This is a genomic window from Halocynthiibacter namhaensis (assembly GCF_000812685.1).
Lineage (GTDB): Bacteria > Pseudomonadota > Alphaproteobacteria > Rhodobacterales > Rhodobacteraceae > Halocynthiibacter > Halocynthiibacter namhaensis.
Window position 1 is genome coordinate 41,311 of the sequence record NZ_JWIF01000065.1, and the last position, 19,286, is coordinate 60,596.

Below are 19,286 nucleotides of genomic sequence, written 5' to 3' on the forward strand. Positions count from 1 at the left end.
ACCGTCATGACCCACAATCACATTCGTCCATGGCGCAATATCGAACGTCGTAAGTCACGTCAGATTATGGTGGGGAATGTACCCGTTGGGGGGGATGCGCCGATTGCGGTGCAAACAATGACCAACACGTTAACCACCGATGCTAAGGCGACGATTGAACAGGTTCTGCGTTGTGCCGAGGCTGGTGCCGACATCGTGCGGGTTTCGGTTCCAGACGAGGCCTCATCAAAGGCGCTTAAAGAAATCGTGCGTGAAAGTCCGGTCCCGATCATTGCGGACATCCATTTCCATTACAAACGCGGCATTGAAGCGGCTGAGGCGGGTGCGGCCTGTCTGCGGATTAACCCTGGGAATATCGGTAAGGAATCGCGGGTACGTGAGGTAATCAAAGCGGCACGGGATAACAATTGTTCCATGCGTATTGGGGTGAATGCTGGATCTCTTGAGAAACACCTGCTTGATAAATATGCGGAACCTTGCCCTGACGCGATGGTTGAAAGTGGTCTGGATCACATCAAAATCCTGCAAGACAACGATTTTCACAATTTTAAGATTTCGCTGAAGGCCTCTGATGTGTTCATGACGGCCGCTGCCTATCACAGCCTGTCTGAACTCACGGATGCACCGATCCACCTTGGCGTGACCGAAGCCGGTGGTTTGATTTCGGGCACTGTAAAAAGCGCGATTGGCATGGGAAACCTGCTTTGGGCGGGGATCGGTGACACCATCCGCGTCAGCCTGTCAGCGCCGCCGGAAGAAGAAGTGAAAATGGGCTTTGAGATTTTGAAATCTCTGGGTCTGCGTCACCGCGGCGTGAACATCATTTCCTGCCCAAGCTGTGCGCGCCAGGGCTTTGACGTGATCAAAACCGTCGAGGCGCTTGAAACCCGTCTGGCCCATATCCACACCCCCATGAGCCTGTCGATCATTGGCTGTGTGGTCAACGGCCCGGGCGAGGCTTTGATGACGGATGTAGGGTTCACCGGCGGTGGGGCTGGGTCTGGCATGGTCTATTTGGCGGGTAAGGTCAGCCATAAGCTTAGCAATGATCAGATGATTGATCACATCGTTGAACAGGTTGAAGATCATGCTGCAAAGGTTGAAGCCGCGAATGCTGCTGATGCTGCCGAATAACCGGATATTCAAAGCCCCCAGCTGTCAGAAATTCTCAATCTCTACAGCGTTTTGTTGAAAATACAGGGATACTTGCCTAATCTCTCCAAAGAGCGGGGTTTAGGGACGGGTCAGCTGCAAATGTATCGAGCTTTCAGCGTTTTTTTATGTTTTCTATTCGTATTTGTGACCCAAGCGAGGGCCGAAACTGAATATCCGCCCTATAGCAATTTATACGTCAATGATTATGCAGCGATCATTGATCGCCGAGATGAAATCTATATCCAAGACGCGCTTGAGGCATTGCGAACGGAAACCGGAATTGAATTCACGGTACTGACGATACGAAATACCTCATTATATGATCATCACGGCCCGATTGAGCCTTTCGCCACGGGCCTTTTTAACCATTGGGGGATCGGCAATGCCGCAAAAAATGATGGCGTCCTGATGCTGATTTCCCGAAATGATCGGAAAATGCGCATCGAAGTCGGATCCGGTTATGGGCGAACCAAAGACCGCCCGATGAAACGTATTATCGACAATATCATTATTCCGGATTTCAAAAGAGACGCCTATTCCAGTGGCATTCGCAGAGGTGTCGATGCGGTTGTTTATGATCTCGCCGGTTATTACCCAGGCGATAAGGACAGTGGTTTTGTGACCAGAAGCATCAACCGGGTGGACCGCTTCATTGACCGGTTTTCTGGGTGGTTTGTTGCTGCGCTTGCGGCCATATTTGGTGGCGCGGCTTTGGTCTATAAACGGTGGCGTCGCAGATCGCCCAGAAAGTGCCCAAGGGATGGTTCGCGCATGTCGCGGCTTGACGAGGATCAGGATAATGAGCATCTGTATGACGGCCAGAAGACCGAAGAACATCTGAAAAGCGTTGATTATGATGTCTGGACCTGCCGCCAATGTGATCATGTAACGATAGAAGCATATCGCAGTTGGTACACACGGTATGGTGCGTGCCGCCTTTGCAATTATCAAACGTTGCAAGGTGATACGACGATACTTAATCATGCGACCACCAGTTCCACTGGTCTGAAGCGTATTGATTATCATTGCCACAATTGTCGCTCGGAATATTCGGCGACGGTTACGATCGCGCGCATAAGCAACTCATCCTCTCGTGGCGGTGGATCGTCTTTTGGGGGCGGGTCCTCTTCCGGGGGCGGGGCAAGCGGCAGTTGGTGAGGCGGGGCAGCGTACGCATCTACAGGGGCATGTTTACCCTTTTAGATGCATAACCATCCCGATCATGATCACCACACGCGGAAGAAACTCCCCGCGTGACTTGTCGGATGAGAGGCCCCAACTGGGGCGGATCACGGCCTTCCCCCGAGGTTTGACACATCTCGGCTCACTCAGATATCCGTACAGGGCGGCGCCGCCTCTTTACGATGGTGATAGCAGTACCTGACAGATATGAATGCGACACACCGACGGAGGTTCATTCTTCCGGGCGGAGTTCCGTGCTGTCAGCATGCCAGACTTCTGCAATGCGCAGGGGCAGGGCGCATGTCTCAATCTGCCGGGAGAAAACCTTCATCAGCGCGAGCTTATCAGGCACAAAGGGCGAGATGTTGAAATGACGGTACGGGCGGCTGATCGCAATCAATATCTGGCCGTTATCAATGCATAGCGATTCAAAATCCGACCAAGCGTAAAGCCGTTCGTTTGTTTCGCGGATCAGCCGGAAAATGCTCTCCAGAGTTCCCGTAACATCTTCTTCCCTCCCATTGAAAAACACCGCATGTAGCCCATCGCCTTCGATCACAGCGAATTCACACTCCAACCGGTGCTTGCGTGGCGCATTGCCACCAAAGGGTTCTATAATTGCTCGGGTCAGCGCGCCCTTGACCGGGCGTATCAGCAGATCAGGAAAATGATCCGGTGCGCTCATAGTGATCAGGTGTCCGGAAAAATCTACACGTTTCTTTTTGTTTGCCCGGTGCGAGATTTCGAACTGGTCCATACGCAGATCGATGTCGCCATATAGGCCCGATATCCCCTGTTCCACATCAATGCTGTGATTTGGGAACATACCCATCTGTGCAGCACGTGAAACCATTTCGTTGCTTTCAGGGGACCCATAGGCATAGTTCAAGCCCAGGCTTTCACATAAAAGTGGCAGCGCGCGATGGTTCAGTCTCTTTCGGGCTGCTTCTGCAAACAAGGCCCAGCCGACTATAGGAATAGCAACAGATATGACCAGCACAAGCGCCGGTTTGTCGTATGAATTGAGGAAAAATACAAAAAACACGAACAGGGCCAATGCCAGCACGCCGATCCCAAGCAGGATCATGCGTTTACGCCAGGCGAGAAAATCCTCGGCTATATGTTCAAGCGCGGAAAGGTCAGTGATTGGTTTTTCCGCGCTCATTTTTCTTAACCTTCGTCGCGCTGGTCCGCTACGATCTGTTGCATACCATCCAGCGGCAGGTAGCCGCGCAGCATGTGGTCGCCGATCACAAAGCTTGGAGTGCCAGAAATCTGCATGCGTTGCCCCAGAAGGCGTGTGTCACGGATGGCTGTGGCCACGTCTTCTGATTCCATCTGTACTGCAATCGCCGCCATATCATGGCCAAATTCGCTCGCAATGCGTGTCAGGCTGGCCTCGTTCACGGCCCCGCGCATCGCCATCATCGCATCAGATACATTCTGATAGGCTTCATCCCCATGCAGTTGCTTCACCGCGATGGCAAAGCGGCTGGCCAATACGCTTTCGTCCCCCAAAATTGGGTATTCTTTCACGATCAAGCGGATGTTTGGGTCGGCTTCAATCATGGCTTTCACTTCGGGATGGGCGCGTTTGCAATAGCCACAACGGTAATCCAAGAATTCAACCACGGTGATATCACCATCGGGGTTTCCGCCCTGCCAGGAAAAACCGTCATTGTGTAGCGCGTCAAGGTTTGCTGCAATAAGATCAACATCTTGCGCGGCTTCCTGTTGCTGTTCGCGTTCCTGTAAAATGGCGACCGCATCCATGATCACTTGTGGGTTTTCCAGAAGATATTCGCGAACGGCTTCGCCAAAATCAGCGCGTTCCGCATCGGTCATGGTGGCAAGGTCAAGGGCCCCAGCAGAGAAGGCAGAGCTGCCAGCAAGGCAAAGCCCAAGGGCGGTGGTCTTTAGGAAATTACGGATCATTCTGTCTCTCTCTGGTCAATTATTGCGTCGTTCGTAACACATCTTGAGCCCGGTTCCACCCCTGTGATCCGCGCGGGAGTTGATCTGCCGCACGTTGTGCGTGGATCTTGGCGTTGCGCATATTCCCAGTCAGGGCAAAACGTTCGGCTGTCACAAGGGACGCCAAGCCCGGATTGCCGGTTTTGCTGTAAACCAACGCCAAGTCTCGCAACATCCGGGGTTGGCGTGGATCATGGGCATAGGATCGTTCCAGCACGGTTTTGGCGCTGGCCAAACTGGAACGTGTGTCAGCTGCAAGCAAGGACCGTCCATATCCCGCCAAGATCAGCGGTTGATTGGGCAAAATGTCTGCTGCCCGGCGATAAGAACGCACGGCACCGGCGGGATCGCGGCTTTCCAGCAGGATTTGCCCTTTAAGTTCATGGTAATAGGGATCATTTGGCCGGGCGGTGATCAATGCGTCGATATTGGCAATCGCTTTGCGGGTGTTGGCCTGACGATGCAGAGCAATGGCCCGCTGAAGCAACACAGTTTCGGTCACATCGCTGCCACGCAGATTGCGCAAACGGCGCAGGGTTTGGCGTGAATTTCCGGTGAACGACGACAGTTTCGCACGCGAGCGGTCAAACCAATATTGTGCGGCCGGGGTGATGTCATTGCCGCCGCTATAAGCCGCAGCATAGCCCCGTACCTGACGACGTCGATCGGCAGAAAGCGGGTGGGTTCTGGCATATGGGTCTTGACGGCCTGCGGATAAAACTTCCTGTCCGTGCAGTAAATCAAGCACCCGGACCATGGCTTCGGGATCAACCCCGGCATTGGCCATAAAGCGTGCGCCGGATTGATCTGCTGAGCTTTCTTCACCGCGTGTATGGGCGAACAACACGCGTTGTGCTGATCCAGCGCTGCCAAGCGCGATACCTGAGGCGGCCTCTGGGCTGCCAGCGGCGGCGACCACGGCTGACAACAGCAGGCCAAAGCCCGCCGCCGTGCGTGAAGATCGCATGTTTGCCAAGCGTCGCGAGATATGGCCATTGGCGATATGCGCCGCTTCATGGGCGATGACCGCTTGCAGCATTGAGGGATCTTCCATGCGGGTGATCAGGCCTGAATGAATGAAAATGTGCCGGGTATCAATGATGAATGCGTTTAGGGATCGATCATTCAAAATTATGATCTTTACCCGCGCGGGCGACAGGCCTGCGGCGTTTAAAATGGGGGTTGCCAGCTGTGTCAGGGAATGTTCAAGTTCAGCGTCCCGGATCAAATTTTGGGCATTGGCGTTCTGCGATGGCAGGGTCATAAGCCCGGCAACACAAAGCAGCTGAAGCGGACGGGTCAGGTGTTTTCGAACGAATGAGATGACGGTCATTTAGATCCTTATCGGCAATCGCCAGTGGAATTTTCATCAGTGTAGGGGGCCGTGTTTGTCCAGCGCAAGTGGTGATCAGGCAGGTGCCGCGAATGTTACATCCGTCCAGCAGAAATGCGCCGAGGTCGTGGGGAATTACCGCTGAAACAGGTGAGGTGATGCAAAAAGAAAGCTGCTGATCTGATCTGGATGACACCAGAGGTTTGAAGCCCTATAAGGGCCAAAACAGAATTCAGGCAGGGCCATCATGAAGATCCGTTCAAATGTGAAACATGCGTCTGTCTTAGGCCCCATTCCCCGTATGTTGCGTGTGGTCGCCCTGTGTTTGGGCTTGGCACCGGCTTTGAGTTCAACGGTTTACGCGCAATCAACCTTTACGGCCCAGGCCCGTGTTTTGCCGGATGAAACGGTGATCACCTCGCAGCGCGACGGTGGGTTTGAACTGCGCATTGGGCTGTCACGCGGTGTGCCGTTCCAAGTATATACTTTGGCTGATCCCATGCGTTTGGTGATGGACTTTAGCGAAGTTTCCTGGCGTGGCCTTGATCGCGATCACCTCTTGGATTTGCCGCAGGTCACCACTTTGCGTGCGGGTGCACTGCGCCCGGGTTGGACACGCCTTGTTTTGGGGTTGGATCAACCCCTTGCTGTGCAGGCCGCGAATATGGATATCGACGCCGCCAGCCAAGAAGCGGCGTTGACCCTGCGGGTCCGGCCCGTGCCCTTGCAAGACTTTGTGGCGCAATCCGGTGCACCAGTGGGCGCGCAATCCGTTGATGGCAAAGGCATTGAGGTAAGTGGCGAAATGATCCAGCGTCAGCGGGGGGATCGTGCCTTGGTGATCGTGCTTGATCCAGGCCATGGCGGGGTTGATCCAGGCGCGCAGCGGGCGGGCCTGAACGAGGCGGATTTGATGCTTGATTTCGCCCGCGCATTGCGTGAGGAACTGGTGCGCAGCGGTGGGTTTGATGTGGTTCTGACACGCAATGACAACAGCTTTGTGTCGCTTGAACGTCGTGTCAGTATTGCACGATCCGCGCGCGCAGATCTGTTTGTGTCCTTGCATGCGGACACGGTGTCAGAGGGGCGCGCGACGGGCACGACCGTTTACACACTGTCCGAGGATGCAACGGATGTCGCTTCGGCCCTCTTGGCAGAACGCCATGATCGCGAAGATCTTTTGGCGGGCGTTGACCTAAGCCAGCATGACGATCAGGTGGCGATGGTTCTGATGGATCTGGCCCGGCGTGAAACTGCCCCGCGCAGCACACGGCTTGCGCAACGTTTGGTGGATATGATCGGGCAGGAAGTCGGGCACCTTTATAAACATCCGCATTTGGAAGCTGGGTTTTCGGTGCTCAAAGCCCCTGATATTCCATCGGTCTTGATCGAATTGGGCTTTATGAATAACCCGTCTGACTTACGGCGTATCCAATCGCGCGAGTGGGAAGCTGCGATGACAGTGGCAATCAGCAAAGCCTTGCAAATTTGGATGTTGGAAGATGCCGCCGAAGCCCAGCTGTTGCGGCAGTGAAGCACGCCAGATCGGCTGTGACTTGTGACATGGGGTTTCCAGGCAACAGACAGCCGAAGCGTTTTGACGGTTGGCCTTCAGGCCAGTATGTTGCGCGGATAAGAATCGCGGTTCTGTGCTATTGTGCAGAACAAGAGAACAGACAGCCAGAGCAGGCCGGAGCACCACATTGATCGCTTTTATCGCAAGAACACTGGGCGGATTGTTCAGCTTTATCACCGTCGGAATTTTCGTCGCAATGTTGGGTTTGGCCGCCGTTTTCCTCATGTACGGCCGCGACTTGCCCAACCACGAGCAATTGTCACAATATACGCCACCGACCATCAGTCGGATCTATTCCGGTGAAGGGCGTATCATGGATGAATTCGCCCGCGAACGTCGTTTGTTTGCGCCTGCCGATGAGATCCCGGATCTGGTGAAACAGGCGTTTATCTCTGCGGAAGATAAGAATTTTTACAGCCATGCGGGTTTTGATGCTTTGGGCATCTTGGCGGCCGTGCGTGATGCGGCCCGCGGTGGGCGTGTGCGTGGGGCGTCGACGATTACCCAGCAGGTGATGAAGAACTTTTTGTTGGGGGGCGAACGCCGACTTGAGCGCAAGATCAAAGAGATCATCCTGGCCGCGCGCATCGAAGGCACGCTGGACAAAGAATCCATCCTTGAACTGTATCTGAACGAAATTTTCTTGGGGCAGAATTCCTATGGTGTGTCGGCTGCGGCCCAGACCTATTTTAACAAAACCCTGTCAGAATTGAACTTGGAAGAAGTGGCTTATCTGGCAGCTTTGCCGAAGGGGCCTTCGAATTATCACCCCGTACGTGAATATGAACGCGCGGTGACACGGCGTGATTTTGTGCTGAAGGAAATGTTGGAAAACGGTTATGTCAGCTTTGCAGCATTTGAGGCCGCTATCAATGCGCCTCTGCGTTCCGTGCAAAATGGTGATTTCCCGGCGTTCCGCAATTCCTTGCCACCACGTGATTATTTCACGGATGAAATCCGCCGTCAGCTTTCTGAGGACTTTGGTGAAGAAGAATTCTTCACCGGTGGTTTGTCCGTGCGCGCGACCGTTGACCCTGAACTTCAACCCGTCGCAGCGGCGTCTTTGCGCAAGTCTTTGGAAGACTATGATCGCAACCAAGGGGTTTGGCGCGGAACCGGCAAAACCATTGATGTCGCCCAATTGGGGGATGAGGAAAGCTGGCGCACCGCCTTGGCAGACGTACAGGTTGCCCGTGACATCGCAGGTTGGCACCCGGCCGTGGTGCTTGAGGTCAGCAACACACATGCGCGTCTTGGCATTGGTGGCGTAGAAGAAGACAGCGACGGCCATTGGATCGCGCCGAAAGATGTGACTTGGGCGCGCAAACGTTTGCCCGATGGCAGTCTCGCGCGGCGTGCGCGCAACGCAGGTGATCTGGTCGAGGTCGGTGACGTCGTCCATGTGCGCGCCATGACAAGCGACAGCGACGGCAGCTTTATCCGTTGGACATTGCGTCAGGTGCCCGAAGTCCAAGGTGGCTTTATGGCGATGGATGTGAACACTGGCCGCGTGATTGCAATGCAGGGCGGGTTTTCCTATCAATATTCCGTGTTTAACCGTGCAACACAGGCGCAACGCCAGCCAGGATCCAGTTTCAAACCCTTTGTTTATGCCGCGGCTTTGGACAGTGGGTTTTCCCCTGCGACCATCGTGATTGACGCCCCAATTGAGGTCAACACTGGGGCTGGCATTTGGCGGCCTCAAAACGCCAGTAAGCAATTCTATGGCCCGACACCTTTGCGCACCGGTATTGAACGGTCGCGGAACTTGATGACTGTGCGTCTCGCGCAGGAAATCGGCATGGATGTGGTGGGCGGTTATGCGGAACGTTTCGGTGTGTATGATCGTATGAACCCGTTTTTATCCAATGCACTTGGGGCGCAGGAAACGACATTGTTTAAGATCGTCTCGGCCTATGCGATGTTTGCAAATGGTGGGGAACGCGTTGAACCAACACTTGTGGACCGCGTGCAAGACCGTTGGGGACGTACCATTTACCGTCATGACCAACGACAATGTGTTGACTGTAAAGAAGAAATTTTGACGCCAGGCTTCGGCCCACGCATTTCATCAAACCGCGAACGGGTGATGAACGCGATTACAGCTTATCAGCTGACCTCTATGATGCGCGGCGTTGTGCAACGTGGTACTGCAAGAGGTCAGGTCACGCTGAACGTGCCTGTGGCGGGCAAAACCGGGACAACCAATGACGCACGTGATGTGTGGTTTGTTGGCTTTACCTCCAACATTGTTGCGGGCTGTTACATTGGTCATGATCGGCCCCGTCCACTTGGGCGTGGGGTTTATGGCGCGAACACCTGTGGCCCTGTGTTCAACCGGTTCATGTTGGAAGCGACCGAGAAATACGGCGGCGGTGCATTTGATGTGCCTGAGGGCGGACATTTCATCAAAATCGACCGTTTCTCTGGTGCGCGTTTGGCCAATGATGCCTCAGGCGACAATGTGGTCGCTGAGTATTTCCGTGACGGCGAAGAACCGATCTTTGGTCTGGGTGCCTTGATTGACGGTGGTTTTGCGATGGGGGCGAACTTGCCTTTGTTCCAAGAGGCGCAGCAAAATGTGCAGACGGTGACCACCTCTACGGGGAACACGGTGACCTTGGAAAGCAATGCAAACAGTTTCGATCTGCTTGATGGCGGCGAATACTGACGATTTCCACGAATATTACGAATTAGCAGGCGGCATACGGTACACGGGCGCTTGCCGAGCGGGCAGGGCGTTGTTATCACCCCTGCAACATAAGGTCAGGGGAATACGATATGCGCGCCGAAGCACAGAACTGGGTTGAAGCCATTGAAAAATCCGTGGCCCTGTTAAAACAGCGTCTCGATTGGGACACTGCACCGCACCGTTTGGAAGAATTCAACGCGCGTGTTGAAGATCCGACCCTGTGGGATGACCCGACAAAAGCGCAAAAACTGATGCGTGAACGTCAGATGTTGGTCGATGCATTGGATGTTTGCAAAGGCATTGCTCAGGACTTGGCTGACAATATTGAGCTGATCGAACTTGGCGAAATGGAAGAAGATGACGAAGTTGTTAAAGACGCCGAAGATGCGCTGAAAACACTGAGCATTAAAGCCGCTGAGAAAGAACTAGAAGCGCTGTTGGACGGCGAGGCGGACAGCAATGACACTTTCCTTGAGATCAATTCCGGCGCCGGTGGCACCGAGAGCTGTGATTGGGCATCGATGCTGGCGCGGATGTATGTGCGTTGGGCTGAGAAGAAGGGCTATAAGGTTGAATTGCAAGCTGAAAGCGCTGGGGAAGAAGCAGGCATCAAATCGGCATCCTATAAAATTTCCGGGCATAACGCTTATGGTTGGTTAAAGTCGGAAAGTGGTGTGCATCGCTTGGTGCGGATTTCACCGTTTGATTCAGCTGCGAAACGGCACACGTCTTTCACTTCGGTCAAAGTGTATCCGGTTGTGGATGACAACATCGAAATCGAAGTGAACCCTGCCGACATTCGTATTGATACTTACCGGTCGTCCGGGGCAGGCGGGCAGCACGTGAACACCACGGATTCCGCCGTTCGGATCACCCACGCGCCAACCGGCATCGTGACCACAAGTTCTGAGAAATCACAGCACCAGAACCGTGACATCGCCATGAAGGCCCTGAAGTCGCGTTTGTATCAGATTGAGTTGGATAAGCGATCAGCCCTGGTGAATGAGGTCCATGAAAACGCGGGTGATGCAGGCTGGGGCAACCAGATCCGATCTTACGTGTTGCAGCCCTATCAGATGGTAAAAGATCTGCGCACAAATTTTGAAACCTCAGACACCAAAGGCGTGCTGGATGGCGATCTGGACGGTTTGATGGCAGCGACTTTGGCGATGGATGTGGCAGGCAAAAGTCGCAGCGAAGCCCAGGCGGATTGATCTATTTTGCAACTCCCTTTGGGAGTTTTGCGCGGCCTAACGGCCCCGCCCCAAAGCAGCGCGCCCCTCGGTCGCGCTGCTTTGCTTTAGCACCAGAACGGCGAACCTCAAGGCTGCTCATATATCTATGCTGCCCAGCCAAATATGGTGTTCTTTCAAGCAAAGCTATGACTGCAGCCAGCCCAACGCTACTGCTCTTACGTGCGAATATGATTGGGCCACTGCTTCTTCTCTTATCAGAATCTGTGGAACGTTTTCTCTTATCAGAATCTGTGGAACGTTTTCTCTTATCAGAATCTGTGGAACGTTTGTTTAGAGGGACGCAACAATCCCTTTGAATGAAGCTTTCGTAAGGCCATCACCGGATGTCTATAAATTTGAATTGTTCAATCGATCGTGAATGTAATCTTCGCCCCATTTTGTGATGCTCGCGATCACCGGCTCAATAGAATGACCGACCTCCGTGAGGGAGTATTCGACCTTTGGCGGGATGGTGGCATAGGCTTGGCGATGCACGACACCCTTCGCTTCCAGCAGCTTTAGATCTTTGGTCAACATGCGGGTCGAAATCTCAGGGATGGCTTTTTCTAACTCTTTAAAGCGTAACGTCCCACGGCGTGACAGCACGTATAGGATCGCGAACTTCCACTTTCCCTCAAGGATGGTCATGGCAAGATGAAAGGGGCAATGCATGTATTCTTCTAATGTTTTTTCACGCATGCCCAAATTTTCCGCCTTATTTTGTGTATTACTTACCTTTGTGTCCTTAGTAACCAATCATGTGCCTTCTTGCAAATAGATAGTGATATAAGCAATTCCTATTCATCAAACATGAGGAGAAGTCATAATGGAAAACAAAGAACTGGTCGCAAATTTCATTGAAACAATGCGCCTGTCGGACGTGGCAAAACTTACGACACTGATCACCGATGATTTCAGCTGGTGGATCGCGGGCAAGCCCGAGTATTTGCAAACCGCAGGCGAACACGACAAAGAATTCTTTCTTGGGTTCTTCGCAGGTGGTGCTGATCTGTTCCCCAACGGGGCCGAATTTAGCGTTTCAGGCATGATTGCGGAGGGGGACAAAGTCGCCGCCGAAGCCCGCATGGTTGCGCAGACGGCCATGGGATCGCAATATGACAACAGCTATCACTTTCTATTCACCCTGCGCGACGGCAAGATTGCTCGGATGAAAGAATATATGGACACGCACCACGCAAAAACAACCTTTGGCATGTGATCGGGGAAGACGATGAACTGGACAGCAGAAAAAATGACCGATCAGGGGGGCAAGACCTTTCTGATCACCGGGGCCAACACGGGGCTTGGCTTTGAAACCGCATTGGAGCTGGCGAAAAAATCGGCACATGTGATCATAGCGGGGCGCAGCGAAGACAAGTTGAACACCGCGCGTGCAGACATATTGGCCCAGGTGCCGAAGGCGGATCTGGACATCGCGGTGATTGATCTTAACAGCATCGCGGCAATCAAATCCTTTGCGGACGGCTTCCTGGCGTCTGGGTAAAAACTTGATATTTTGATCAACAATGCCGGTATCATGTTCCCCCCGCCAAGCAAGACTGTCGATGGGTTTGAGGCCCAGTTCGGCGTCAATTTCATCGGCCATTTCGTTCTGACAGCCCTGCTGTTCCCGCGTCTAAATGCTTCTAAACATGGTCGTGTTGTCACGCTTAGCAGTATGGCGCATCGTGATGGTGTGATTGATTTTGACAATCTAAAGTTGGAAAAACCGTTCAATAAATTCCGTGAATATGGGCAAAGCAAAGTGGCCGATCTGATCTTTGCGCAGGAATTGCAGCGACGCAGTGATGCGGCGGGAAGTCATGTCATATCTGCCGCCTGTCATCCCGGTGTCAGCAAAACTGAACTGCTGCGCACGGATCGTCCAGAAATGATCGAAACCGTGAACTACATGAGTGCAAATCAAGGTGCATTCCCAACCCTATTTGCCGCAACTGAACCGGTTGGAAAGTTCTCCTATACCGGGCCAGATGGCGAAAACGAGGTCAACGGTTTTCCCGCGCCTGCCGTGATGACGGAATATGCGCAGGATGAGTCGATAGGCGCACAGCTCTGGGAGTATGCGTTACGAGAAACCGGCGTTGAATATTCGATGTCATAAAGGCTGGGTTGCCCGACCATGGGCAACCTGTTTCCGGTCGATCGCAGAGCCGAGAGAGGCTGTATTTTTGTGTGTATGCATGTGCGAATGATCGTTGATGGGGAGGGCAAAATAAGGGACGTTTTGCCGCGTGATTTGGAGTATAGTTGCATTGGGTTTTGGCTTGGGTTTGTCTGAAATCGAGGGCGTTTGAAGGGAATGGGTCTATGATTGCTTATGTCACGGTTGGTGCAGATGATATTGCGCTGGCGAAACAGTTCTATGGGGCCTTCCTGCCGGACTTGGGATATGGGCTGGTCGAGGGGGCTGAGGGGCTGAGCTACGCCTTACCGCTAGAGGCAGGGCAGCGGCCTGTGTTGCCTGATTTCTATGTGAAGCCGACGTTCAATGGGCGGGCTGCCTCGGCTGGGAATGGGGCGATGGTCGCATTTGAGGCAGGCAATCAGCAACAGGTTCGGACGCTGCACGCGGCAGCGCTTGCGGCGGGCGGCCATGATGAGGGGCCGCCAGGGTTTCGAGACGCCTATGGCCCGCATTTCTATGTGTGCTACCTGCGCGATCCTCAAGGCAATAAGGTCGCATTGTTCTCAAGTGATCCGACTGAACCTGGGCGCGACGGGCACTGAGTTACCAATCATCGGTGATTTTCGCACGCGTGGTTTCCACACCAAGGGACCAGAGATGATCTTCCTCCGCTTGGCTGCGTTGGTAGTCACCGCCAAACACACCATCACCAAGTAGGTCACGGACAGCCTGGGGCGGGCGGTCTTTGGTGTGCTCTGGGTCCACTGGGGGTTTGTGACCCGTGGGAACAGGGCGGTGGGGCAGCCGCGTGAAATGGAAGTTTTCCATCCAGGATGCATGGCTTGCATCGGGATCAAGGCTTTGGATGTAGTCAAGCACTGGGGCGGCCAGCCACCAATTGTGAAAACGTAAGCGGGCCTTGGGATGATCCGCCAGCCATTCCCGGCAAAACCCTTCCATCGGGATATTGCCGCCATGACCGTTTACGATGACGATCCGGCGAAACCCTTGATGATAGAGACCATCCAAAATGTCACGTAGCAGCGCGATGGCGGTTTCAAACCGTAAAGATATCGTGCCGGGATATGCCGTGAGATTGGGCGTGATGCCATAGGTCAGGGGCGGGAATACGGGGATGCCAAGGGGGGCTGCGGCCTCTAGGGCGACGCGATGGGCAAGCAAAGTATCCGTGGCAAGCGACAGGGCACCATGTTGTTCGGTGCAACCAAAGGGCACAACCGCGCAGTCATTGGATTGCAGATAGGTTTCGACATCTTCCCAACTTGATTGACTGATATCCATCCGTTGCCTCTGTTTCTGAACCTGTTCATGTATCAGATTGCCCGCGCTTGTCGCGAGATGCAATGACGCAGCGTTGGCGACCTTTGCTTCTGTTGTCCCTGCGTCAAAAAAGCTGGCGCGACATTGCGTCGCTTGTTAGCTTGGGGTGAAACAGCGACAGGGTGGACAGTGGCCGAGTGATAAGGCCGCGAGGGGCACGCGCGAACCTGATGCACAACGGGAAGAACGTAGCTATGACTGAGCAAATTTTGCCAGAGGCTTCTCCGCGGCCAGATATTGCGGAAGTGCAGATTTCAACGCTTAAGGCCGCATTGGCGCGAGGGTTTTCCGATTTTCGAAAAGCGCCAGCCTTTGGCCTGTTCTTTGCGGCGATCTATGTGGTTGCGGGTTGGATTATGACGTTGATCACCATGGCGACCGGGCAAAGTTACTGGCTGGTTCTGGCGGTGTTTGGTTTTCCGTTGATTGGCCCATTTGCGGCGATTGGCATGTATGAGGTCAGTCACCGGATCGAGGCGGGATTGTCATTGGAATGGCGTGAAATCCTGGGGGTTATCTGGCGTCAAAAAGATCGTCAAATCCCGTCTGTATGCGCGATTGTGATCTTTATATTTCTATTCTGGTTCTTCATCGCCCATATGATCTTTGCACTGTTTTTGGGGACCATGTCATTGGTGAACGTATCGGATCCCACGTTCTTCACCACCGGAAGTGGCTTGATCATGTTGTTGTTTGGCACGGGTGTTGGGGCTGCTTTGTCGTTCTTTTTGTTCTCGATTACGGTCATGACCTTGCCGATGCTGTTGGACCTTGAGATGGATTATGTCACTGCGATGATTTTATCCGTGCAAACGGTTGCCGCAAATTTTGGTGTGATGATGTTTTGGGGGCTACTGGTGGGGCTGTTCACGCTGCTTGGGATGTTGTCAGGTTTTATCGGGCTGCTGATCGTGTTGCCTATCCTAGGGCATGCGTCTTGGCACTTGTATCGCCAAGCTTTGATCCCTGTGACGCGTCGTCAACGCACGCGTGAAGCGAAACCTGAAAACTCAGCCAAGTAAAGCGCAAGGCCTGGGTATGCAGGACTGAACAAAGCAAAAAGGGCGCCCACATTGGACGCCCTTTTTGTATTTCATGGCTAACTTAAGTTAGCCTTCAGTTTTAGTGACAACTGGTGGTTTTGCATTTGCAGATGCGTTCAGCGGATCATCTTGACGCTGCACGGAACCTTCAAAATGAGCACCGGATTCAATCGCGATGGTTTTGTGAATGATGTCACCTTCAACGCGCGCAGTGGATGTCAGGCGGACTTTCAAGCCACGCACACGACCGATGACACGGCCGTTGACCACAACGTCATCCGCAACAACTTCGCCACGCACAGTTGCACCTTCACCAACGGTCAGAAGATGGGCACGGATGTCGCCATCAATTTGACCTTCGATCTGGATGTCACCAGTGGTTTTCAGATTGCCTGTGATGTGCAGGTCGGATGACAGCTGCGACGCAGGTGGTTTCGCTTTAGGCGCAGGTGCGGGATCGGATGCGCGTGGTGGCATCGTTGGTTTTTCAGCCACTGCTGGTTTTGCGGTGCCGTCAGAACCAGCTTTTGGGCCTGGTTCGTTGATTTTGCTTTTAGAAAACATCTTGTGCTGCCCTGATATAGTTCATGGGATTGACGGGGGTTCCGCCAACGCGGATTTCATAGTGCAGATGGGTGCCGGTCGAACGACCAGTATTCCCCATTTCACCTATTTTTTGACCACGCGTCACGCGTTCACCGGCACGTACAACGAGACGGCTTTGGTGTGCATAGCGGGTTTCGATACCAAAATCATGCTGAATCTTTACCAGCCGGCCATAGCCCGACTGCCACCCAGCATGTATCACAACGCCATCAGCCGTTGCGTAAATCGGGGTGCCATGGGCCCCGGCAAAGTCAGATCCGTTGTGCATCCGTCCCCAGCGGCTGCCAAACCCGGATGTGAAACGGAAGTTGCCGGTCACAGGCATCGCAAACGGAGCCTTCTGTGCGGCAATACGATAAAGGTTAACGCGATCCATCTCACGTAAGATGGCATTGGCGCGCATGCTATCGGGGTCGATCGTGCCGTCCGCACCAGGCACCAAAAGTGGCGTTAATGGGCCGCCAAGACCAGAATATCCACGACGTACGGATTCAATCAAACGATCTGGATCTTGGCCAACAGCGCGGAACATTTCATCCAAAGGTTTCAATGAAACCGTTACAGCATCTTCAAGCTGCTGAAAAATGCGGTCATTGCGTTGTTCGACCAATTGGGCCTCAAACATCAGGTCTTTAACCGTGTTTTCATGGGCTGCAGCAAATCCTGCGATCCGGTCACGTTCGCCCGCCGTATCTGCAAGGGCTGTGGACAGGAAATCAAGGGTGTTCTGGACATCTGCAATGCTTGAGGCTTCGGTGCGCGCAGAGCCGGTGTTGCCTTGCAATTCTGCACTGAGATTTGCAACTTCGTTCCGGGCGTTGTCACGATCTTTCAAAACCGTGTTCAGCGTTGCTTGGATCACTTCAATGCCGGTTTCCAATTCGCGGCGACGATCCTGGGCACGCAGAAGTTGGCTTTGCATGGCTGAAACTTCAGCAAGAGCCGAATTGAAACGTGTCTGCGCGGCTAAGGATTCAGCGGCACGCTGGTCACGTTCGGTCGATAATGTATTCAGACGATCTTCGTATAGAACTTTTTCGCGCTGGCTTTGATCGCGCACAGAACCTGCACCAATGTTGTCGATCAGCAAAAAGGCAGTGGCGAGGACAGTCCAGGAAAACGTCAATGTGACACCCGTAAGGGCGGTGACTTGGGCAAGGGGAGAGAGGCGAATGAAACGTGTTTCGGTATCCGAACGCAAAAAGATGCGCCTATCTGGAAAACGTTTTTCCAGCAAAGAGTTCAGCTTTGAAAATGCCACGTTTGGTTAACCCGTTATACTTGAGCATTTCTGCCCGCTCAGACGTGCCGTTTGATCGGCATGACTGAAAATTTCTGTCCCCGGTTCAAAAAGGCTGCGGTGGTGCCTCCTGATCAAACCCCTCATTGCCGTCCTGGTCCCACAGGATAAGGCGTTGGTAATCTGTTACCCTTGGCGCGGCGTTGGGGCAAGAAGTTTCAGCGTATAAGGATGCGAAACGGTGAAAATTGCCCATAGGCGGCAATTTCTCGCCGTTTCTTGGTTAAGAAAGCACCGGAAGCACCCGTAATTATGCGTATTTTTGCGACTATGCTTCGGGCAGTTCTTCGGTCAGCGGCCAGTAGAAATCCGGGGGAAGTCCCGCATCCGCCCGTTTTTCTTCGTTGAAGGGCGGTCGCAACAACCCGTGAAAATACTTACGAACAAGCCGGTGGAATTCGTCTTTTGGGTCCAGTTCATGGCGGCCGCATAGGAAGTGAAACCATTTGGATCCATAGGCGACGTGGCCGACTTCTTCGGCATATATCACTTCAAGTGCTGAGACGCTTTCATGATCTTTGGCGCGTTTGAAAATGTCGATCATGCCTGGGGTCACATCCAGGCCGCGCGCTTCAAGAACCATGGGGACCACCGCCAAACGCCCCATGAAGTCATCGGCAGTGTCTTGGGCGGCACGCCACATGCCCGCATGGGCTGCCAAAGCGCCATAGTGACTGCCCAACCGTTCCAAGCAGTCACATATCATATTGAAATGATTGCTTTCTTCAGATGCGGCCTTGACCCAATCATCATAATATCCTGCGGGCATTTTCACCTGGGAAAACCGCGCGATAATGTCCCAATGCAAGTCAACTGCATTGAGCTCAATATGGGCCACGGCGTGGAGCAATGCGATCCGACCGTCCGGGGTTCCGGGTTTGCGCCGGGGCACGTCGCGTGGTGATAAAAGCTCGGGGCGCTCAGGACGACCTGGGGTGTCTGGTGGGGGGCAATTGCCAATGTCGGGCAGGGCGCCGCTTTCACGCATTGCGAACCAAGTTTTCGCATGGGCAAGGCTGCGTGCGCATTTTTCGCGGCCATCGGCGCAGTTCAAAACGTCGACAGCCATTTCAGTTAAGGTGAGCTGGGGTGTTGCATTCGGTGATGAGGTCATGCGGACAGGCCCTTCACCTCAGCGAGGACCTCGTCCACATGGCCGGGCACTTTCACTTTAGGCCAGATCTTGGCGATTGTTCCGTCTGCTTTGATCACGACTGTTGTGCGTTCGATCCCCCAAAAGACCTTGCCATACATCTTTTTTTCTTTCCAAACGCCATAACGTTCACAGACATCACCGTCGAGATCAGACAATAGCGGGATGGTCAGATCGTGTTTTTTGCGGAAGTTCTCATGCTTCTTAAGGCTGTCTTTTGAGATACCAAAAACACGTGCACCTGCGGCATCAAATTGCGCCTTATCCGTGGAAAATTCGCAAGCTTCACGCGTACAACCGGGGGTGTTGTCTTTGGGGTAGAAAAATAAAACCACGGTTTGGCCTTGAAGGTTCGACAGCGTGATCTCACCCGAATTGTCGGTTGGCAGCGTGAAATCAGGCGCTTTTTCGCCAATTTGTACGAGGTTTGCTGTGTTTTCGGTTGGCATGTGGGTGTCTTCCCTTCACAAAGATTTAAGTTCCGTTTTAGCGCGCCACGCGCGAAGTTAAAGCGAAACCCGTACTGCGCCCGTCGCAGCGCTGATGAGGA

17 protein-coding genes and 1 pseudogene are annotated in these 19,286 nt (G+C 53.5%); 9 read left to right on the plus strand and 9 right to left on the minus strand.

Annotated features, from left to right (window positions below; all coding sequences use genetic code 11):
• The first annotated feature begins 6 nt into the window (after positions 1-6).
• A complete protein-coding gene (gene ispG, locus RJ38_RS14360) occupies positions 7-1,134 on the plus strand; it encodes a flavodoxin-dependent (E)-4-hydroxy-3-methylbut-2-enyl-diphosphate synthase (protein WP_039019570.1) in 1,128 nt (375 codons plus the stop codon).
• A 120-nt stretch (positions 1,135-1,254) separates the two neighbouring features.
• Positions 1,255-2,313 carry a TPM domain-containing protein gene (locus RJ38_RS19525; protein ID WP_039019571.1) on the plus strand — a complete coding sequence of 353 codons (1,059 nt, stop codon included), beginning with the start codon at positions 1,255-1,257 and terminating at the stop codon, positions 2,311-2,313.
• Positions 2,314-2,569: 256 nt separating this feature from the next.
• Here the strand turns inward: RJ38_RS19525 and RJ38_RS14370 are convergent, their stop codons facing one another.
• From RJ38_RS14370 to RJ38_RS14380, 3 genes are read right to left on the minus strand one after another with little or no spacing between them, the layout of a single operon-like run.
• Entirely contained in the window at positions 2,570-3,502 is a 933-nt protein-coding gene (locus RJ38_RS14370) for a hypothetical protein (protein WP_039019572.1), read from the minus strand.
• Between the two features lie 5 nt (positions 3,503-3,507).
• Positions 3,508-4,272, minus strand: a complete 765-nt coding sequence (locus tag RJ38_RS14375; protein ID WP_039019573.1) for a DsbA family protein — start codon at positions 4,270-4,272, stop codon at positions 3,508-3,510.
• Between the two features lie 19 nt (positions 4,273-4,291).
• A complete protein-coding gene (locus tag RJ38_RS14380; RefSeq protein WP_052245421.1) occupies positions 4,292-5,644 on the minus strand; it encodes a M48 family metalloprotease in 1,353 nt (450 codons plus the stop codon).
• Positions 5,645-5,891: 247 nt separating this feature from the next.
• On the opposite strand from RJ38_RS14380, the gene RJ38_RS14385 reads away from it, so the two are divergent.
• The 3 genes from RJ38_RS14385 to prfB all read left to right on the plus strand — a co-directional run bounded on the left by RJ38_RS14385 (position 5,892) and on the right by prfB (position 11,126).
• Complete coding sequence (locus tag RJ38_RS14385) at positions 5,892-7,178, plus strand: N-acetylmuramoyl-L-alanine amidase (RefSeq protein ID WP_238321714.1); 1,287 nt, start codon at positions 5,892-5,894, stop codon at positions 7,176-7,178.
• A gap of 169 nt (positions 7,179-7,347) precedes the next feature.
• The gene (locus tag RJ38_RS14390; protein WP_039019574.1) at positions 7,348-9,891 is read left to right on the plus strand and encodes a PBP1A family penicillin-binding protein; all 2,544 of its coding nucleotides are present in this window, start codon (positions 7,348-7,350) and stop codon (positions 9,889-9,891) included.
• A 110-nt stretch (positions 9,892-10,001) separates the two neighbouring features.
• Entirely contained in the window at positions 10,002-11,126 is a 1,125-nt protein-coding gene (prfB, locus tag RJ38_RS14395; RefSeq protein ID WP_039019575.1) for a peptide chain release factor 2, read from the plus strand.
• 369 nt (positions 11,127-11,495) lie between these two features.
• On the opposite strand, the gene RJ38_RS14400 is transcribed toward prfB, so the two are convergent.
• Positions 11,496-11,846 carry a winged helix-turn-helix transcriptional regulator gene (locus RJ38_RS14400; protein WP_039019576.1) on the minus strand — a complete coding sequence of 117 codons (351 nt, stop codon included), beginning with the start codon at positions 11,844-11,846 and terminating at the stop codon, positions 11,496-11,498.
• A 127-nt stretch (positions 11,847-11,973) separates the two neighbouring features.
• Between RJ38_RS14400 and RJ38_RS14405 the strand changes: the two genes are divergently transcribed.
• From RJ38_RS14405 to RJ38_RS14415, 3 genes and pseudogenes are all read left to right on the plus strand, one after another.
• Positions 11,974-12,366 (plus strand): nuclear transport factor 2 family protein, encoded by a 393-nt coding sequence (locus RJ38_RS14405; RefSeq protein WP_039019577.1) that lies wholly within the window; start codon positions 11,974-11,976, stop codon positions 12,364-12,366.
• Positions 12,367-12,399: 33 nt separating this feature from the next.
• Positions 12,400-13,269, plus strand: a pseudogene (locus tag RJ38_RS14410) (oxidoreductase).
• A gap of 206 nt (positions 13,270-13,475) precedes the next feature.
• Entirely contained in the window at positions 13,476-13,895 is a 420-nt protein-coding gene (locus RJ38_RS14415) for a VOC family protein (RefSeq protein WP_039019578.1), read from the plus strand.
• Between the two features lies 1 nt (position 13,896).
• On the opposite strand, the gene RJ38_RS14420 is transcribed toward RJ38_RS14415, so the two are convergent.
• The gene (locus tag RJ38_RS14420) at positions 13,897-14,595 is read right to left on the minus strand and encodes a creatininase family protein (RefSeq protein ID WP_039019579.1); all 699 of its coding nucleotides are present in this window, start codon (positions 14,593-14,595) and stop codon (positions 13,897-13,899) included.
• Between the two features lie 233 nt (positions 14,596-14,828).
• Between RJ38_RS14420 and RJ38_RS14425 the strand changes: the two genes are divergently transcribed.
• Entirely contained in the window at positions 14,829-15,656 is an 828-nt protein-coding gene (locus RJ38_RS14425) for a DUF2189 domain-containing protein (protein WP_052245424.1), read from the plus strand.
• An 87-nt stretch (positions 15,657-15,743) separates the two neighbouring features.
• On the opposite strand, the gene RJ38_RS14430 is transcribed toward RJ38_RS14425, so the two are convergent.
• The 4 genes from RJ38_RS14430 to bcp all read right to left on the minus strand — a co-directional run bounded on the left by RJ38_RS14430 (position 15,744) and on the right by bcp (position 19,185).
• Complete coding sequence (locus tag RJ38_RS14430) at positions 15,744-16,241, minus strand: bactofilin family protein (RefSeq protein WP_039019580.1); 498 nt, start codon at positions 16,239-16,241, stop codon at positions 15,744-15,746.
• Positions 16,231-17,544 carry a M23 family metallopeptidase gene (locus RJ38_RS14435; protein ID WP_039019581.1) on the minus strand — a complete coding sequence of 438 codons (1,314 nt, stop codon included), beginning with the start codon at positions 17,542-17,544 and terminating at the stop codon, positions 16,231-16,233. The genes RJ38_RS14430 and RJ38_RS14435 overlap by 11 nt, the downstream gene beginning before the upstream one ends.
• Positions 17,545-17,851: 307 nt before the next feature.
• Positions 17,852-18,697: a ferritin-like domain-containing protein gene (locus RJ38_RS14440; RefSeq protein WP_039019582.1), complete on the minus strand. Its 846-nt coding sequence runs from the start codon at positions 18,695-18,697 to the stop codon at positions 17,852-17,854.
• Complete coding sequence (bcp, locus tag RJ38_RS14445) at positions 18,694-19,185, minus strand: thioredoxin-dependent thiol peroxidase (protein WP_039019583.1); 492 nt, start codon at positions 19,183-19,185, stop codon at positions 18,694-18,696. Before bcp ends, RJ38_RS14440 begins: the two co-directional genes overlap by 4 nt.
• Positions 19,186-19,286: the final 101 nt, after the last annotated feature.

Bases quoted from the DNA above. Each gene is read 5' to 3' on its own strand.
- ispG (WP_039019570.1), top strand. From the start codon at position 7: ATGACCCACAATCACATTCGTCCATGGCGCAATATCGAACGTCGTAAG.
- RJ38_RS19525 (WP_039019571.1), top strand. From the start codon at position 1,255: ATGTATCGAGCTTTCAGCGTTTTTTTATGTTTTCTATTCGTATTTGTG.
- RJ38_RS14370 (WP_039019572.1), bottom strand. From the start codon at position 3,502: ATGAGCGCGGAAAAACCAATCACTGACCTTTCCGCGCTTGAACATATA.
- RJ38_RS14375 (WP_039019573.1), bottom strand. From the start codon at position 4,272: ATGATCCGTAATTTCCTAAAGACCACCGCCCTTGGGCTTTGCCTTGCT.
- RJ38_RS14380 (WP_052245421.1), bottom strand. From the start codon at position 5,644: ATGACCGTCATCTCATTCGTTCGAAAACACCTGACCCGTCCGCTTCAG.
- RJ38_RS14385 (WP_238321714.1), top strand. From the start codon at position 5,892: ATGAAGATCCGTTCAAATGTGAAACATGCGTCTGTCTTAGGCCCCATT.
- prfB (WP_039019575.1), top strand. From the start codon at position 10,002: ATGCGCGCCGAAGCACAGAACTGGGTTGAAGCCATTGAAAAATCCGTG.
- RJ38_RS14400 (WP_039019576.1), bottom strand. From the start codon at position 11,846: ATGCGTGAAAAAACATTAGAAGAATACATGCATTGCCCCTTTCATCTT.
- RJ38_RS14405 (WP_039019577.1), top strand. From the start codon at position 11,974: ATGGAAAACAAAGAACTGGTCGCAAATTTCATTGAAACAATGCGCCTG.
- RJ38_RS14415 (WP_039019578.1), top strand. From the start codon at position 13,476: ATGATTGCTTATGTCACGGTTGGTGCAGATGATATTGCGCTGGCGAAA.
- RJ38_RS14420 (WP_039019579.1), bottom strand. From the start codon at position 14,595: ATGGATATCAGTCAATCAAGTTGGGAAGATGTCGAAACCTATCTGCAA.
- RJ38_RS14425 (WP_052245424.1), top strand. From the start codon at position 14,829: ATGACTGAGCAAATTTTGCCAGAGGCTTCTCCGCGGCCAGATATTGCG.
- RJ38_RS14430 (WP_039019580.1), bottom strand. From the start codon at position 16,241: ATGTTTTCTAAAAGCAAAATCAACGAACCAGGCCCAAAAGCTGGTTCT.
- RJ38_RS14440 (WP_039019582.1), bottom strand. From the start codon at position 18,697: ATGACCTCATCACCGAATGCAACACCCCAGCTCACCTTAACTGAAATG.
- bcp (WP_039019583.1), bottom strand. From the start codon at position 19,185: ATGCCAACCGAAAACACAGCAAACCTCGTACAAATTGGCGAAAAAGCG.